At 56.6% G+C, this 16,450-nt stretch carries 10 protein-coding genes; 3 read left to right on the forward strand and 7 right to left on the reverse strand.

Annotated features, from left to right (window positions below; all coding sequences use genetic code 11):
* From VJ956_RS00035 to glgC, 3 genes are all read right to left on the reverse strand, one after another.
* Positions 1–635: Arm DNA-binding domain-containing protein (locus tag VJ956_RS00035; protein ID WP_324080362.1), on the reverse strand; the 635-nt coding region annotated here is incomplete at its 3' end.
* Positions 636–938: 303 nt separating this feature from the next.
* Positions 939–1,304 (reverse strand): PilZ domain-containing protein, encoded by a 366-nt coding sequence (locus VJ956_RS00040; RefSeq protein WP_324080363.1) that lies wholly within the window; start codon positions 1,302–1,304, stop codon positions 939–941.
* 175 nt (positions 1,305–1,479) lie between these two features.
* Positions 1,480–2,745: a glucose-1-phosphate adenylyltransferase gene (gene glgC / locus VJ956_RS00045; RefSeq protein ID WP_324080364.1), complete on the reverse strand. Its 1,266-nt coding sequence runs from the start codon at positions 2,743–2,745 to the stop codon at positions 1,480–1,482.
* A gap of 188 nt (positions 2,746–2,933) precedes the next feature.
* Between glgC and VJ956_RS00050 the strand changes: the two genes are divergently transcribed.
* From VJ956_RS00050 to glgP, 3 genes are read left to right on the forward strand one after another with little or no spacing between them, the layout of a single operon-like run.
* Positions 2,934–3,086 carry a hypothetical protein gene (locus VJ956_RS00050; RefSeq protein ID WP_324080366.1) on the forward strand — a complete coding sequence of 51 codons (153 nt, stop codon included), beginning with the start codon at positions 2,934–2,936 and terminating at the stop codon, positions 3,084–3,086.
* A complete protein-coding gene (gene glgA / locus VJ956_RS00055) occupies positions 3,086–4,540 on the forward strand; it encodes a glycogen synthase GlgA (protein ID WP_324080367.1) in 1,455 nt (484 codons plus the stop codon). The genes VJ956_RS00050 and glgA overlap by 1 nt, the downstream gene beginning before the upstream one ends.
* A gap of 30 nt (positions 4,541–4,570) precedes the next feature.
* Positions 4,571–7,129, forward strand: coding sequence for an alpha-glucan family phosphorylase (gene glgP, locus VJ956_RS00060; RefSeq protein ID WP_324080369.1), 2,559 nt, complete (start codon positions 4,571–4,573; stop codon positions 7,127–7,129).
* Positions 7,130–7,622: 493 nt separating this feature from the next.
* On the opposite strand, the gene glgB is transcribed toward glgP, so the two are convergent.
* From glgB to otsB, 4 genes are all read right to left on the reverse strand, one after another.
* Positions 7,623–9,830, reverse strand: coding sequence for a 1,4-alpha-glucan branching protein GlgB (gene glgB, locus VJ956_RS00065; RefSeq protein WP_324080370.1), 2,208 nt, complete (start codon positions 9,828–9,830; stop codon positions 7,623–7,625).
* 83 nt (positions 9,831–9,913) lie between these two features.
* Positions 9,914–12,301: a phosphoenolpyruvate synthase gene (gene ppsA, locus VJ956_RS00070; protein ID WP_324080371.1), complete on the reverse strand. Its 2,388-nt coding sequence runs from the start codon at positions 12,299–12,301 to the stop codon at positions 9,914–9,916.
* A gap of 54 nt (positions 12,302–12,355) precedes the next feature.
* On the reverse strand, positions 12,356–14,782 hold the full coding sequence (locus VJ956_RS00075) for a glycoside hydrolase family 65 protein (protein ID WP_324080372.1): 2,427 nt from the start codon (positions 14,780–14,782) through the stop codon (positions 12,356–12,358).
* Positions 14,779–16,416 (reverse strand): trehalose-phosphatase, encoded by a 1,638-nt coding sequence (otsB, locus tag VJ956_RS00080; RefSeq protein WP_324080373.1) that lies wholly within the window; start codon positions 16,414–16,416, stop codon positions 14,779–14,781. The genes VJ956_RS00075 and otsB overlap by 4 nt, the downstream gene beginning before the upstream one ends.
* Between the last annotated feature and the right edge of the window lie 34 nt (positions 16,417–16,450).

Consider the following 16,450-nt stretch of genomic DNA (forward strand, 5'->3'; position numbering starts at 1 on the left):
ACTGCAAAGCGAAACATTTGCCGGATTAGGCTCAGCGTCAGCTTCGCCATACGTGTCACACCGCGATTAAGCTGCGCGTCAACAACCTCTGTAACATGGCCCTTTTTGACATCTTCAACCGCAAGCTGACCAATTTTAGGAAGCACATCCTTTTCGAAGAGCCTACGAACCTCTGCTCCGCCATCTTTCCGGTTTTTAAGATCGATGTCCGCCCAATGCTCAAAAAGCTCTTTTACCGTCTTACGGGCGGCCTGGGGTGCTTTTTCTGCTTCTGCAGCCTCTCGCTCAGCCCGCAGCCTGGCCATCTCTGCCTCATGTGTGGCCTTACGTGCGTCTTCCTCCGCTTCCTGATATTCCCTCAAATCCCGAATGCCAGCCTGATATAAGCGGGAAAGCTCACCGGCCTTCGCTCTCGCCTCTCGCAGAGTTAAGCCATCTTTGCCGGACTGGTCGTAATTGCCGACAGGAAGGAAAACCCGTTCACCCTGCGAATTGGTATATCGGAAGTAAAATAGCCTGTCTCCGCTTTTCAGAATGCGAGCCATAAAACGCCCACAGCCTCTCGGAGCATCCTCAGTCAACCAGACCGACTTGCCTGGCTTTGAGTTCATTTGCTTGTCTGTAATCGTTCCCATTACCACCCACTCAGTTTAAGCCGGATTCTCGTCACCGTTTGGTCACCGTTTGTCGATCGCTTAAACTGGATGGTATTGGATTCCGTTGGAAAACACAAAATGGAAAAATCAATAAATTCAATGGGAAAGGATTTTAGGTTAGATTGGGTTAGACCCTATTGGAAGGCTGTGTACCTTTATGGGGTGCAAGGGGTCGTAGGTTCAAATCCTACCGTCCCGACCAGATTTATCAAACACTTGGCCCGGTCTCGAAAGAGCCGGGCTTTGTTGTTTCTGGAAAACAGCCTTTCTCGTCACCGTTTCTCAGACGCCGGGAACGTTGTGGTATACGGAAAAATGCTGTCTGGACAGGTAATGCCGGTCCAGCCACTCAACCAGGGATGCGATGGTAAGTTCGTCGTTCTCAATCCCGTCGAAGTCCACACCCAGGCCATAGTTGGTCTTGCGAACCACATGGGCCTTCAGTTTGCGGATCGGATTTTGCTGCCTGTCGGGTAGACGGAATTCAAATTCAATGGCCTGGTTCAGTTGGACTTCACTGCAGTCGGTTGCAATGAAAACACCACGTCTGGATGCGTCCCGGATCTGTCCGATAGCAACCGGCATGCCCCTTTTGTAGATCAGCAGGCCCAATTTGCCCTGTACACGTTCGCTGAGTCTGTGTTCCATCTTTGTCCTCCGCTGATATTCTCTGGATCGGCCTGGTCAGAATTACACATGCATGCTTTCGCCAGTTGACTGCGGTCAGAAACTGATCAGGGTTCATCAAGTCGTTCCAGAATTTACCAAGCACCAACACCTTGTCGGGGTTTGCAGAGCAATTCAGGAGTTGTTCAGAGGCTCCTTAGAGACCGTTGGGATAATCCTGTCCGAGCATCTCGGGAGTCACCAGGACAATCCCCCCGGGAGAGACATAGAAATTCTTCCGATCCTCCGCCTCATCAATCCCAATGCAGAAACCTTCGGGAATTCGGCATCCCCTATCAATCACAGCATTGCGAATCTGGCAATGGCGACCGACGTCAACGTCCGGAAACAGCACCGAATCCTGTACTTTGCTGAACGAATGGACCATGACTTTTGAAAATAACAATGAATGCCGGACCACCGCGCCAGAGACGACACAGCCACTAGCTACCATCGAATCAACCGCCATACCTCTGCGATCGTCGTCATCCAGAATGAACTTGGCCGGCGGCAGTTGTTCCTGATGGGTCCAGATGGGCCATTCTGCATCATAGAGGTTCAGTTCCGGACTGAGGCCAATCAACTCCATGTTGGCCTGCCACAGCGAATCAATAGTGCCTACATCCCGCCAGTACGCAGCCCCCCCGCTGAGGGGGTCACGGAAAGGAAAGGCTATTATCCGCCGGCGGCCGATCAGGGAAGGGATAACATCCTTGCCGAAGTCATGGGAAGACTTTTCGCCACGCGCCTGGTCCCTCAGCAGTTCATCAAAAAGGACCTGCGTGGAGAAAACGTAAATGCCCATAGACGCCAACACTTTGTCAGTACTCCCGGGCATTGTCGTGGGGTTTTCCGGTTTCTCCTCAAAGTCGGTGATGCGGAGATCGTCGTCCACAGACATGATGCCGAACGCGGAGGCCGAATCAACCGGCACTTCGATACAGCCCAGGGTTATTTCCGCATCACTCTCCACATGGGCAGCCAGCATGGTGCCATAGTCCATTTTGTAAACATGGTCGCCGGCCAGGATCAGTACGTATTCCGGTGCATGGCTACGAATAATGTCCAGGTTCTGAAGGATTGCGTCCGCCGTCCCTTCATACCAGGAAGTTTCGATACGTTGCTGGGCTGGCAACAGCTCCACAAACTCATCAAGCTCGCTGCGCAGAAACCCCCAGCCCCGCTGAATATGGCGGATCAGCGAATGGGATTTGTATTGGGTAATCACCCCCACGCGGCCAATGCCGGAGTTGATGCAGTTCGAGAGAGGAAAATCGATGACCCTGAACTTGCCACCAAAGGGAACCACAGGTTTGGCGCGCCATTTGGTCAGGTCATGAAGGCGTGAGCCACGTCCTCCCGCGAGCACCAGTGCAAGGGTATGGCGGGTGAGTCGACTGACATAACGCTTTGGGTTGTGCATAGATGTCCCCTGAGGAATCTGCCTGTTTAACCGATCAATTATCGATTAAAATATGACGCTGACTTGAGGTCTTTAGCTGTTCCCAAACGTTACCACCGGTTTCTGGCGCACAATTGTCGAGGGTCATTTCAAAAGCAGGTCCTGTAGCGTCTAATGGAAAACACCAGCAGCTCAGGAGAGGCACCGTCATGGACTGTCCCATGCTCAGCGAATTTGACTTTGAGCCCTTTGCCAAAGGCCAGCACTGGTATACCTGTCACGTTCCCGGTAGCCATGCCTGTTCTTGCTCCACGGCCGGCGGCTGGCATCCGCTGATTGGCATTACCCCGGGGACAGCCTAATGACCCGGGTACTATTCGCCACCAGTGAAGTCTATCCACTGGTAAAAACCGGTGGACTTGCGGATGTTTCAGCCAGCCTGCCCCAGGCGCTCTGCGATCTCGGATGTGATGTTCAGATTCTCATGCCGGGCTACCCTGCGGCGCTGGAAACGGCTGCCGCCGCAGGTTCGTATAGAAAATCCCTTCGCATCGGGGAATACGAGGTCAAACTTTGGCAAACCCGGCTTACCGGCACCGAGGTCCGATTGTGGCTGGTTGACTGTCCCTCATTATTTGACCGGCCCGGTAACCCCTATAAAAATGAGAAAGGTCTGGACTGGGAAGATAACGCCCAGCGCTTCGCGCTCTTTTGCAGGGTCGGTGCGTTGATGGCCGCTGGCGATGCCGGGCTGGACTGGCAGCCAGACCTGGTTCACTGCAACGACTGGCAAACCGGGCTTCTCCCGGTTTTCCTCGACTCCTGTTCACATCGCCCGCGCACGCTATTCACCATTCACAATCTCGCGTATCAGGGCCTTTTCTCACAGCAAACGTTTCGCTCGCTGGGTTTGTCGGAGTCGCTCTGGCGGTGGGACCGGCTTGAATTTCACGGCAACCTTTGTTTCATGAAAGGTGGTCTGGTTTTCAGTGATCGTATTACAACCGTCAGCCCCGGATATGCCCGGGAGATTCAGACTCTGGAATTTGGTAATGGCCTTGATGGCGTACTCAGGCACCGGCGTGAACGGTTAACAGGTATTCTCAATGGCATTGATGCCGATGTATGGAATCCTGAACACGATCCTGAGCTGGCCTTCAACTACCGTCGTGATCAAAAATGGAATAAGGCCCGCTGCAAGGCCAGTCTTCAGGAAGAACTCGGCCTCGCGGTTAATAACGGTCCCCTGTTGGGTTTTGTTGGCCGCCTGGCAGAGCAAAAGGGCCTGGACTGGCTGACATCAGTAATGCCCGGATTGTTGGAAAGAGGCTGCCAGTTTGCCCTGCTCGGTTCCGGAGAGTCGCGCTATGAAGAGCCCCTGAGGCAAATGTCACTCCATTGGCCCGGCCAGATGTCGCTGACACTGGGTTTCGACGAAGGCCTCGCCCATCGTATTACCGCCGGCGCCGACATCTTCCTGATGCCCTCCCGATTTGAACCCTGTGGCCTGAACCAGATGTACAGTCTGCGTTATGGCACAGTGCCCGTGGTGCACGCGGTTGGCGGACTGGCTGACACGGTGTCGGACCCGGATCAGTCCGGCATCGACAGGGCCAACGGTTTCCGCTTCAGCAAAGCTGATGATCAGGCCTTGCTGGCAGCTTTAAACCGCGCCCTGGACTGTTTCGGCAACCCGCCCTGCTGGCGCCGGCTGCAGGATAACGGAATGTCCGCAGATTACTCCTGGAAGCAAAGCGCCCGGAGCTACTTTGATCTCTATCAGAGCATGCTCAGGGCCCATCAATGGCCAGGATAGCCCACACTTGCCGGCGCGGAGGCAACAGACATGCAGAAACCGACAGAATTCCGTCTTGAGGCCCAGCCTGATCTCCCCGGGGCGCTGGCGCGTCTGGAGGAACTGGCCAATGATCTGTTCTACAGCTGGGACCACGGGGTTCGCAGGCTGTATGCACGGATTGATTTGCAACTCTGGCAGAAGGTGGAACACAACCCCAAGCTGTTCCTCCGCCGGGTGGCACAGGACCGGCTTGATGAAGCCGCCGAAGACCGCGCGTTTCTCGCCGAATACCAGCGAGTACTGAGCACCTATGAGGCCTATCTCGGTTCAGGCCCGGGACCCGACGTGACCGCCCGGCTAAATCCGGACAGGGAGCTGGTCGCCTACTTCTGTGCAGAGTTCGGGTTTCATGAAAGCTTTCCGATCTATTCCGGCGGGCTTGGCATTCTGGCGGGTGACCACTGCAAGGCAGCCAGTGATCTTGCCCTGCCCTTCGTCGCCGTTGGCCTGCTTTATCAGCAGGGCTATTTCATCCAGAGTATCAACGCCCAGGGCCAGCAGGTCGCACGCTATGAGTCCCATTTCAGTAATGAGCTGCCGATCAGACCATTACAGAAGAACGGTGAGCTGCTGAAGATTTCGGTACCCTTCCCGGACCGGGACGTCTTCGTGCGTGTCTGGGAAGCCCGGGTTGGCAACATCCGCCTCTATCTGCTGGATAGCCACACTGATGAAAACACACCGGAAGACCAGCAACTGACACTGCAGCTCTACGGCGGCGATGAATCCACCCGGATCAGCCAGGAGATGCTGCTCGGAATCGGGGGGGTTCGTGTTCTTGAGGCGCTGAATCTGGCACCGACTGTCTGGCACATCAATGAGGGCCATGCGGCATTCCAGATCCTTGAACGCTGTCGGCGGACCATGGCAGTCGCCGGGCTGGATTTCGAGGCTGCGCTGGAGGCCGTCGCCGCAGCTACCCTCTTTACCACCCACACCCCGGTCCCCGCAGGCCATGATATTTTCCCCAGAAAGCTGGTTGATCACGCGCTCGGTCGATACCTGGCGGTATCCGGTCTGGACCTCGAAAAAATCTGTGCGCTGGGTGGCAAGAACCCTGATGATACCTTCAACATGACCAGCCTGGGGCTGCGGGGCTCGCGGTTTCATAATGGTGTAAGCCGCATTCACGGCAGTGTGGCAGCCCGAATGGAGAGGGATATCTGGCCCGATGTGCCGGCAGAGGAAAACCCCATTGGTTACATAACCAATGGGGTACACGTGCCCACTTTTCTGGCTCCGGAATGGTCCAATCTGTTCGATATCCAGGCGCCCACCTGGAAGAGTGAACTCAGAAACCCTTCGTTCTGGGAATTTGTCGAGCAGATTCCTGATTATCACTACTGGAGCGTTCACAAAATCCTGAAACAGCAGATGGGCGAGTACATTGTTCGTCGGCTTGGACGTCAGCACAGGCGCAACGGTACCGGCCACTCGGTGACAAACCGGATGACCCGACAGCTGGTATGCGGGGAAAAAGACCCACTGGTCATTGGCTTTGCAAGGCGCTTTGCTACCTATAAGCGCGCTACCCTCTTGTTCTCCGATCTTGACCGGTTGGAGCGGCTGCTCACCAATCCGGACCGTCCGGTGGTAGTGGTTTTCGCGGGTAAGGCCCATCCCCGGGACAAACCCGGCCAACAACTGATCAGGGTTATCCACGATCTGTCCATGCAACCTTCGTTGATGGGGCATGTGATTTTGCTGGAGGATTACGATCAGGCCATGGCAAGACGGCTTCTGAGTGGCGTGGATGTATGGCTTAACACGCCGGAATATCCCAAAGAGGCCAGTGGAACCTCGGGCGAAAAAGCCGCTCTGAATGGCGCCCTGAATCTGAGCATTCTGGACGGCTGGTGGGGCGAGGGTTACAACACCAGTAATGGCTGGGCCATAACACCGCGTGACCCGGCTCTCGATGCTGAATTCCGGAACGAAGAAGAAGCCAGAGATCTGCTGGATCTGCTGGAGTTTGAGGTAATCCCTCTATACTACGATCCAACCCTCCAGGGTTTTCCCAGTGGTTGGGTTAGCCGGTCCAAAGCCTCAATGAAGACCATTACGCCACGGTTCAATGCCGAGCGTATGGTTATGGACTATGTCACCAACTATTACCAGCCTGCATCCACCCAGGGCGCCATGCTCATGGCCGATAACGGCAAGCTTGCCGGTGAACTGTCACGATGGAAGGACCGGGTGCGGGCAGCCTGGCCGGGCGTGGAGCTGCGGGTTGTCGGTTGCGTGGATGATCAATGTCACCATGAAGGCAGCGTCGAGGTACGGGTCGAAGCCCACCTCAATGGCCTGAACGCCAGTGACGTGCGCGTGGAGTGTCTCCTCAAACCGGAGTGTACCGGAACCCGGAGCAGTTCCTCAGGACCCGGCAGCTTTTTCCTGGAAAAGGAAAGAGAAGACAACGGCAAGACGGTATTTTCGACACAGTTACAGCCTCCCTATCCCGGCCTCCAGACTTTCACGCTGCGCATGTATCCATACCACACGGCCCTGACACATCCACTGGAGCTGGGCGCCATGGTGTGGGCCTGAACCGCGTGACAGCCACTCAGGCATAAAAAATTTCTTTAAGCGGCAATATTGACCGTCGTCAACGAACGGCCAGAGATGTTCGATAAATTAGGGGGGTGGGGGTAGTCGGTACAATGAATCCGGACCTGAATGCAGTCGGTTGGTCAAGGTGCGATTTCCCCTCGGCGAAAGGGAGGAAGCGATCATCGCCCAGTAAGCATTGATCGTGGATATCAGGGACTGGAGAAAAGTCCCTGAAAATCAATCAAATTGCGGAGGCAAACCCAATGCCCGAGTCCACGCTATCACAAATGACTAAGGAAAATCCCTCGAATCTAATGGTTGTGCAATGCCCGAACTGCCATGAATTATCCATGATATCGAAAAAAGGGTTGGCGGGTGGTGACAACGTTAGTTGCAGCCACTGTCAGACACCGTCCCCTATCGAAAAGTTTAAAGGTTACTCATCCGCCGGGTCCATATAGGCGATTACCAGCGACCCCGGGCAAACTCCTCAGTCTTTCCCGAGGAGTTTGGCCCGGGAATTCCGTGCCAGTATCACGCCCCCCAAAGGCGGCACGTCCAGGGCCAGTGAACAGGGCTGGTTCATCCAGGGTTGTTGTTCCGCCTGCAGGCCCTGGCCATTTCCCAGATCGCTGCCCCCGTAAAATCGCGAATCGGAATTGAACATCTCAAGATAGAGACCCGGCTCAGGTACGCCAACCCGGTAGCCGTGACGCGGCACCGGGGTAAAGTTGAGCACCACGATCAGAGAATTTTCGCCGTCGCAGCGACGGAAACAGAGCAGCGACTGGGCGGCGTCATGGCAATCGATCCATTCAAATCCCTGACGCTGGAAATCATAGCGGTGCAGTTCGGAGCAGTGAAGGTAGAGCCGGTTGAGATCCGCTACTGCCTTCAGCAGCCCGGCGTGTTCCGGGTAACCCAGCAGGTCCCAGTCAAGATTTGCGTCGTGATCCCACTCCTGATTGGCGCCGAACTCGTCGCCCATAAACAGCAGCTTTTTCCCGGGAAAGGTGTACATGCAGGTATAGAGCAGACGCAAATTTGCAAACTGCTGCCAGCGGTCACCCGGCATCTTGCTCAGCAGCGAGCGCTTGCCGTGGACCACCTCGTCGTGAGACAGCGGCAGGATAAAATTTTCATCAAAGGCATAATAGATAGCAAAGGTAATGGCGTCATGGTGGTAGTGGCGGTGGACCGGCTCTTTCTCCAGGTAGGCAAGCGTGTCATTCATCCAGCCCATGTTCCACTTCATGCTGAAGCCCAATCCCCCAACCCAGACCGGCCGGGTTACCTGGGGCCAGGCGGTGGACTCCTCGGCAATGGTAACGGTGCCGGGGCACTCCCGGTGGGTGACGGTGTTCAGTTCCTGGAGAAACTGAATCGCCTCCAGATTTTCGTTCCCGCCATGGCGGTTGGGCACCCAGTCATCTTCCCGACCATAATCCAGATATAGCATGGAGGCCACCGCATCCACCCGCAGGCCGTCGAAATGAAACTGCTCGAGCCAGTAAAGCGCACTGGATACCAGAAAGGACCGCACTTCATTACGCCCGAAATTGAATACCAGGGTGCCCCATTCCTTGTGCTCTCCCATCCGGGCATCCTGATGCTCGTAAAGCGGCGTGCCATCAAAAAGCGCCAGTGCCTGATCGTCTTTGGGGAAATGACCCGGCACCCAGTCCATATATACACCGATGCCGTGCTGGTGCAGACAGTCCACCAGATAGCGAAGGTCTTCCTCGTTCCCGTGCCGAACAGTGGCGGCAAAATACCCCGTGCACTGATAGCCCCAGGATCCGTCAAATGGGTATTCGGTCACCGGCATTAGCTGCACATGGGTGAAGCCGGTGCGGTGAAGGTAGTCCACCAGCCGCTGCGCCAGTTGACGGTAATCCAGTAGCTCGCCGGCCTCGCCCCGCTGCCACGAGCCCAAATGGACTTCGTAAATGGCAATGGGCGCCTGCTGCCAGTCGGGGCGGCGGTCCGGCCAATCGCCATCGCCCCAGCGGTAGCCAGAAGGCGACGCCACCACGGAGGCAGGCTGCGGGGGGGATTCGAATTGCCGGGCAAAGGGATCAGCGCGGAGAAAAACCGTGCCGCTCTCGCCGTGACGGATTTCGTACTTGTACAGGGCGCCGGGGCCGACACCGGGAACAAAGAGCTCCCAGACACCACTGCTGCCACGGCAACTCATAGGGTGGCGGCGGCCATCCCAGGCATTGAAATCGCCGACAACACTTACCCGCCCGGCATTGGGTGCCCATACGGCAAAACGGGTACCTTCAACCCCTTCCCTGGCATAGGGATGTGAGCCCAGCATCTGCCACGCCCGGTGGTGCCGGCCCTCACTGAAATTCTGCAGAGCCGCGTTATCGATATCAGGCCCAAAGGCATAGGGATCCTGCTGGAGATGCTCTGTTCCCTGTTCATCCCGGTAGCGCACTGAATAGGGCGTCGGCAATTCATTCGCAGCACCGGTCCAGGTGAACAGACCGCTACCATCACTTTCCATGCCGGCGCCGCTTTCCTCTAACCACGCCTTTACGGCCTGCGGCAGGAACACCCTTACCACTGCCCTTCCCTTACCCTGAGGGTGGGGCCCCAGAATTTTATGAGGCGCGCAATGGCGTGCTTCTCGCAAGTGGAGCAGGTCATCGCTCGCCAGTTCCAGTTGCTTTATCGAAGAAAGACTCATCGCAATAATTACCCTCGTTGATGGCTGAAATAACGTCGCATTAGCAAAATGTGAAAGCGCACGTGTCCTCCATGGAGAACGGATCAACGAGCCTGTTTTTCTGCTTCGGCGATCTGCTGTTTCACCGCCAGAAAACTGTCGGGTGTCACCGAAATCGAGCTGATTCCATGGGCTACCAGGAAACTGGCGAAAGCCGGATGATCGCTGGGGGCCTGACCACAGAACCCAACGGGCGTTCCTGACCGCTGCGCCTTTTCCAGAAGAGCGGCAATTGCGATCTTCACCGCCTCGCTCTGCTCGTCAAACAGAGTCTTGAGCCGGTCGCTGTCACGATCAATGCCCAGAACCAGCTGGGTAAGGTCATTCGACCCGATGGAAAAACCATCAAAACGTTCGGCAAATGCTTCGGCAAGAAACACGTTTGCCGGAAGCTCAGCCATCACATAAATGGCGAGGCCGTGCAGCCCGCGCACAAGGCCTTCCCCGGCCAGAACGGCAAGCACTTTGTCCGCCTCCTCGGGGGACCGACAGAACGGAATCATCATGACGATGTTCTCCATCCCGATCTCTTCACGGGCACGCCGCACCGCGCGGCACTCCAGCGCAAAACCCTCGCAATATCCTTCGTCGTAATAACGTGACGCCCCGCGCCATCCGAGCATCGGGTTTTCCTCCTTCGGCTCGAAAGCCGCACCGCCAATCAATCGGGCATATTCATTGGTCTTGAAATCGCTCATGCGGACAATGACCGGTTCCGGATAATGCGCCGCAGCGATCCGGGCCATACCCCGTGCCAACTTGTCGACAAAATACTCGGATTTGTCGTCGTAGCCCACCGTCAACTCGTCGATCTGATGCCGGGCCTGCTTGTCCTCCAGCGTGTTGTAGCGCACCAGTGCCACCGGATGGATCCTGATCATGTTGCCGATAATGAACTCCATGCGCGCCAGCCCCACCCCATCCGTGGGCAGACGCCACCAGCGATAGGCAGAGGATGGGTTAGCCAGATTGATCATTACCCGTGTGCGGGTTTCGGGAATGTCGCCGAGATCAAGGTCGCGCTCCTCAAAGCCCAGTTCACCCTCATAAACCTGGCCCTCATCACCCTCGGCACAGGAAACCGTGACCACCTGCCCATCCCTGAGCTTCTGCATGGCATTGCCGGTGCCTACCAGTGCCGTGAGACCCAGTTCCCGACTGACGATGGCGGCATGACTGGTGCGGCCACCGTGATCGGTAACAATAGCAGAGGCGCGTTTCATGATGGGCATCCAGTCAGGATCCGTCATTGCGGTGACCAGCACCGCGCCTTCCTCGAAGCGGTCTATCTCCTCCGGGCTTTCGAGCCGCAGCACCTTACCCGTGGCAATGGCGTCACCAATGGCCAGTCCGGTCACCAGGCGTTTGCCCGCTTCCATCAGGTGGAAGGACTTGAGTGTAGCCGCCTCTTTGCGGGACTGTACTGTCTCGGGCCGGGCCTGCACGATATACAGTTCGCCGGTCTCGCCATCCTTCGCCCACTCCATATCCATGGGCTGGCCGTAGTGTTCCTCGATGGCGACAGACCAGCGCGCCAGTTGCAGGACTTCGTCCTCATCGAGCACAAAGGTGGTACGCTCCTGCTTGCTGGTAGCCACCAGCTTTGTCGTAGACTTGCCCGTGGCGTAGGTCATTTTGCGGTCTTTTCCTCCCAGCATCTTTTCGACGACAGGACGCTTACCGGTACGGTCTAGCAGGGGCTTGAATACATGAAATTCGTCCGGCTCAACCGTCCCCTGCACGACGGTTTCTCCCAGACCCCAGGCACCGGTGATCAGGGTAATGTCCGGGAATCCGGTTTCCGTATCGATGGAAAACATAACCCCCGAAGCAGAAAGGTCGGACCGGACCATCTGCTGAACCCCTGCCGACAGGGCTACCTGCATGTGATCGAAGCCATGGTTTTCGCGGTAGGCAATGGCGCGATTGGTAAAAAGTGAGGCAAAGCAGCGCTTTATGGCATCAAGCAGTGCCCTCTCACCGCGGATATTGAGAAAGGTCTCCAACTGTCCGGCAAAGCTCGCCTCCGGCAGGTCCTCGGCGGTGGCGGAACTGCGAACTGCCACGTCGAGATCGTCTCTTTCCAGGCGAGCCGAGAGGTCGCGATAGCATTCGCACAGAGTCTCTTCCAGGGGCCCCGGGAACTTGCCCTTGAGAATCATTTTACGCACAGAATCACCCACCTCTTCGAGATTGCTGTGGTCTTTCTTCAGTCCTGCCATTGCCTCAGTCAATTTCTCGCGCAACCCGTTGTGGTCAATAAATAACCAGTAGGCTGCTGCTGACGTTGCAAATCCCGAGGGCACATTGACCCCGGATTCCTGCAACCGGCTGACCATTTCTCCCAGTGAGGCATTCTTTCCACCCACCTTATCGCCATCGCTGCGCCCAAGGTCTGCGAACCAGAAAGTGAGAGTTTGTTTGGCTGTCATGGCGTTGATTCCTTCATGGCCTGTTGAGTCATCCCGTTACGATTGTCGCACTGGTCACGTCCTGGCTCTGATAAGCCGGAACTGCAGACATGAGCCGGGGCTGACGGCATGAAAAACGCCCCGGTAGGCGATGGTGATGGGGGCTGCTGTAAGTTGCCGACTGCTGACCCGCAATACGTCTTTGGTCACTTCGATATCCAGGTTCTGGCGCCTGTACCACAAGCCTGTTTTCAGCCGGTGGATTTCCTCCGGCAAGATGGGGTTCAAAAAAAGTACATTGCCCTGAACTTCAAGGCCCAGATAGCAGCGCTGAATCAGATCAACGGTACCGGACATCGCCCCCAGGTGGATGCCCTCCGGCGTCGTGCCTCCCTGTATATCGCTGATGTCACTATTCAGCGCATTCTGGAACAATTGCCACGAATGCTGCCGGTCCGATCGCGCGAGCACCCATGAGTGCACAACCCAGCTCAGGGTCGAACCGTGGGAGGTTCTGTGGAGATAATAATCCACATTTTTCGGTATGGTATGGGGGTCAAACGGATAGCCAAGCTGGGCAAAAATGTGCTGCAGCTCGTCCGCCGTGAACAGGTAGAACAGCATCAGGACATCGGCCTGTTTCGAAGCCTTATAGCGATTGGTGTCGTCGCCTTCGGACTCAAGGATACGGTCGAGCCGGTGGATATCACCGTATTTGTCCCGGGCGCCGCTCCAGTCATACTCCTCCAGGTCTTCGTAGCCTTCGAACTGATTGACGATTCCCCCTTCGTTGAAAGAAATGAACAGATTGCGGCTGACATCCTGCCACCGTTCAATCTCGCCGTCGGTGATCCCCAGTTCTTCGCGAAGCTGGCGCGCACGACCCGGAGCCAGAATATCCAGCACCTGACAGGCGCGAGTGAGGACCCACGCCGCCATCACATTGGTGTAAGTATTATTATCCAGCCCTCCCTCTGTCGAAGGGTCGGCGCCCGGATAGGCCGTGTGGTACTCATCCGGCCCCATGATGTCGCAGATATCATAGCGTCCCCGCTCTGCGTTCCAGGAGGCGATGCTGGCCCAGAAGCGAGCGATCTCGATCAGCATTTCGGCGCCGTATTCCTCCATGAATTCACAATCGCCACTCACCTCGTAGTAGTGCCAGAGATTGTAGGCAATGGCGGAGTTGACATGCCGCTGGCGGTTGCTGTTATCCGGAATCCATCGCCCCGATTTGGGATTGAGGTGCAGAACCTGGCTTTCTTCCTGTCCGTTACTGCCGCTCTGCCAGGGGAACATCGCGCCACCAAACCCGGCTTCCCGGGCCAGACTTCTGGCGGCCGGCAATCGGCGATAGCGATACTGCAGAAGCGCGCGGCATCGGCCGGGGGCATGCGTGATAAGAAGGGGGAAAATGAACAATTCATCCCACATGATATGGGCACGGTAGGCCTCACCGTTCCAGCCCCGGGGAGGCACACCGACATCCAGGTCATCGGTATGGCGCGTTACGGTCTGCAACAGGTGAAACATGTGGAGCCGCAGTTTCATCGAGAGGCTGACGCCGCCATCGCTATCGATCTCCAGCTCGAACAGCTCCCACAGGTGCTTCCAGGCTTCTTCATGAGCGGCGAGAAGCGCGTTGAAGTCAGCAGCCAGGTGGAGTTCATTGTGGGCCGCAAGCAGCGGTTCGGAGATGCCCTTGTCCCGGGAGGAAAAGATCGCCGCAATTTTCTCTACTCTGACGGTATCTCCCGCTTCGACATCGATGGAAGCCTCGTGCGCCGTCAGACCCTCGTGAACGTCCGCGGAACGGTCCGGATTAACGGCCTTACCGTTATGATAAAGGCAGGTTCTCGCGGCCTGCGCTATCTCGATCCGGGATTGCACGGTTCGACTTCTCAGCCAGATGATCTCATCCCCCAGCACGCCCGTGTCCAGGGATTCCAGATGCTGCCCTTCCAGGCGTTGATAACGGGCCACCCCCGCATTTGTGACCGTCCCATCCAGGGCCGAACGCAGCGTCAGACAGCCCGACCAGTCTTCCGCTGTGACTTTTACCTCAAGTCCCGCCAGGTGTTGCTCCGCCATGCTGACAAAACGCCGCTCCTCGATCTTTGTGGTGCGGCCCTGGTCGTCGCGGAAACGCCGTATGCGGGTCAACACTCCCCTTCGAAGATCAAGCACTTGGCGATAATCCAGAAAAGCCATCCGGGCCGGATTCAGCCAGGGTCCGTTGTCGACACGAATCATCAGGACAAGCCAGTTGGGGATGTTGACCAGATCCTCATTCTCGATTTCGCGGCCTTCAATTGAGGTGGTGAGCCGGTTGTAGCCACCAGCAAGATAGGTCCCCGGATAATGAATTTTATCCGCTGTCACATCGGGCGCCGCGCCCCGGGTGCAGAAATAACCATTACCAAGCGCGCACAATGTCTCGCGAAGCCCCTCATGCTCAGGCTCGTATCCCTGGTACTCAAGCAGCCACCCGTCATCGCTCATGCTTTATCTCCTGGCGCAGTGATTGTGTCCAGCCAGCTCAGGAAATCCGCCACATCATCAGTGCCTTCCAGCGCATAATGAGCCATCGTTTCCCGCTTGCTGTCATCCCGCACGACTATTCCAATGCCGCCATCGCCTGCTTTTCCATGCCTGAGGACCCGGAATGCATCTTCGTCCGTGGTGTCGTCGCCTATATAGATCGGCACCATTCCGGCACCTTCTCCCGGGTCGAATTTTTCCAGTAACCAGAGCAGGGCCTTTCCTTTGTGCCAGTCGGCACGAGGCTTCACATCAAAAACTTTTTTGCCGGAGGATCTCTGCAACCGGGAATGGTCAGCAAGCACCCTGGCCACAATTTTTTCCATTTCCGGCAGTTCCTCATCTGGAACCTGCCGGAAATGGACCGCGATGGAGAATTTCTTGCGCTCGACGGCGGCACCGTCAATATTCCGGAGGCCTTCGGTCAAGCCAGCTTCAGCGGAATCCAGGTCGGCCAGGAATTTTTTTCCCTGCTGAAGTTCCTCATGCCAGCCGTGGGGGCCGGCAATGTCGAAACCATGACTGCCGGCATAGAAGATCTGGTCAAGCCCTACCAGCTTGCGGACATTTTCAAGATCGCGACCGCTGATAACGGCCACGGTGCAGGTGCGGGCAAGTTTTCCGATGATGTCCCGCATCTGGCCGCTCAGTTCGGCCTTGCGATAGTCTTCGACGATCGGGGTCAGGGTTCCGTCATAATCCAGGAACAGAGCTATGCGCTTGCCCTTCAAGCGCTGTTTTATTTCTTCGCAGGATTTCCACACCGAGGGTATTTCCGCCATGGCCGCAGCAGGCACGCTTCGTTCCCCATCCTCCAGCAGCAGATCCAGTGTGTCGGTTACAACATTCGCCCCGCTTTTTCGCAACCCGTCGCCGTGGTCGGATCCCTCCCGGTTTACGCCGACAACCAGCGCAAAACCGCCACGAGCCGCAGCCTCCACTCCAGCCAGGGCATCTTCAATGACGGCCGCGCGTTCTGGGCGAAGGCCCAGCCGCTCGGTGGCCTGCAGAAAAATTGCGGGATCAGGTTTGCCCGGCAGCCCCAGCTCGGCCATGTCGACGCCATCCACTTTTACCTGGAACAGGTCTGAGATCCCGGCATTGGCGAGTACGGCTTTGCAGTTCCTGCTCGCGGAAATAACCGCGGTCCCGATATTCGCCCGGTTCAGTCTTGCTAACAGATCCAGGGCATCGGGAAAGGTGTCGACACGATTGGTTTCAAGCCATTCGCTGAAAAACCGGTTCTTGCGATTACCAAGACCGCAAACCGTTTCCTGCTTCGGGCTGTCGCCGGGATCACCCCAGGGCAGCTGGATGTCCCTGGAGGCAAGAAAATCATGGACACCGTCATATCTTGGCTTGCCGTCGAGATATTTGCTGTAATCCTCATGGCTGAATGGCGCAAAACCGGACTGCGGTTGCGCCCCATGCTCTTCAAGGTATTCATCAAAAAGTCGCTTCCACGCGGCCTCGTGGGCGCAACGGGTGTCAGTAATCACGCCATCGAGGTCGAATATCACGGCACCGGTGTTCGCCAGGTCCAGCAGAACCTGTGGGTGCTCAGCAGAGCTGCTGTTTTCATGTAATTTGATCACTCCACCATCCTCTCTAGCCCGACTGTCCCGAAAC

Source organism: Marinobacter sp. (genome assembly GCF_035268745.1).
GTDB lineage: Bacteria > Pseudomonadota > Gammaproteobacteria > Pseudomonadales > Oleiphilaceae > Marinobacter.

What these genes read in the sequence shown, in the direction of transcription:
- VJ956_RS00040 (WP_324080363.1), bottom strand. Translation starts at nt 1,304, where the DNA reads ATGGAACACAGACTCAGCGAACGTGTACAGGGCAAATTGGGCCTGCTG.
- glgC (WP_324080364.1), bottom strand. Translation starts at nt 2,745, where the DNA reads ATGCACAACCCAAAGCGTTATGTCAGTCGACTCACCCGCCATACCCTT.
- VJ956_RS00050 (WP_324080366.1), top strand. Translation starts at nt 2,934, where the DNA reads ATGGACTGTCCCATGCTCAGCGAATTTGACTTTGAGCCCTTTGCCAAA.
- glgA (WP_324080367.1), top strand. Translation starts at nt 3,086, where the DNA reads ATGACCCGGGTACTATTCGCCACCAGTGAAGTCTATCCACTGGTAAAA.
- glgP (WP_324080369.1), top strand. Translation starts at nt 4,571, where the DNA reads ATGCAGAAACCGACAGAATTCCGTCTTGAGGCCCAGCCTGATCTCCCC.
- glgB (WP_324080370.1), bottom strand. Translation starts at nt 9,830, where the DNA reads ATGAGTCTTTCTTCGATAAAGCAACTGGAACTGGCGAGCGATGACCTG.
- ppsA (WP_324080371.1), bottom strand. Translation starts at nt 12,301, where the DNA reads ATGACAGCCAAACAAACTCTCACTTTCTGGTTCGCAGACCTTGGGCGC.
- VJ956_RS00075 (WP_324080372.1), bottom strand. Translation starts at nt 14,782, where the DNA reads ATGAGCGATGACGGGTGGCTGCTTGAGTACCAGGGATACGAGCCTGAG.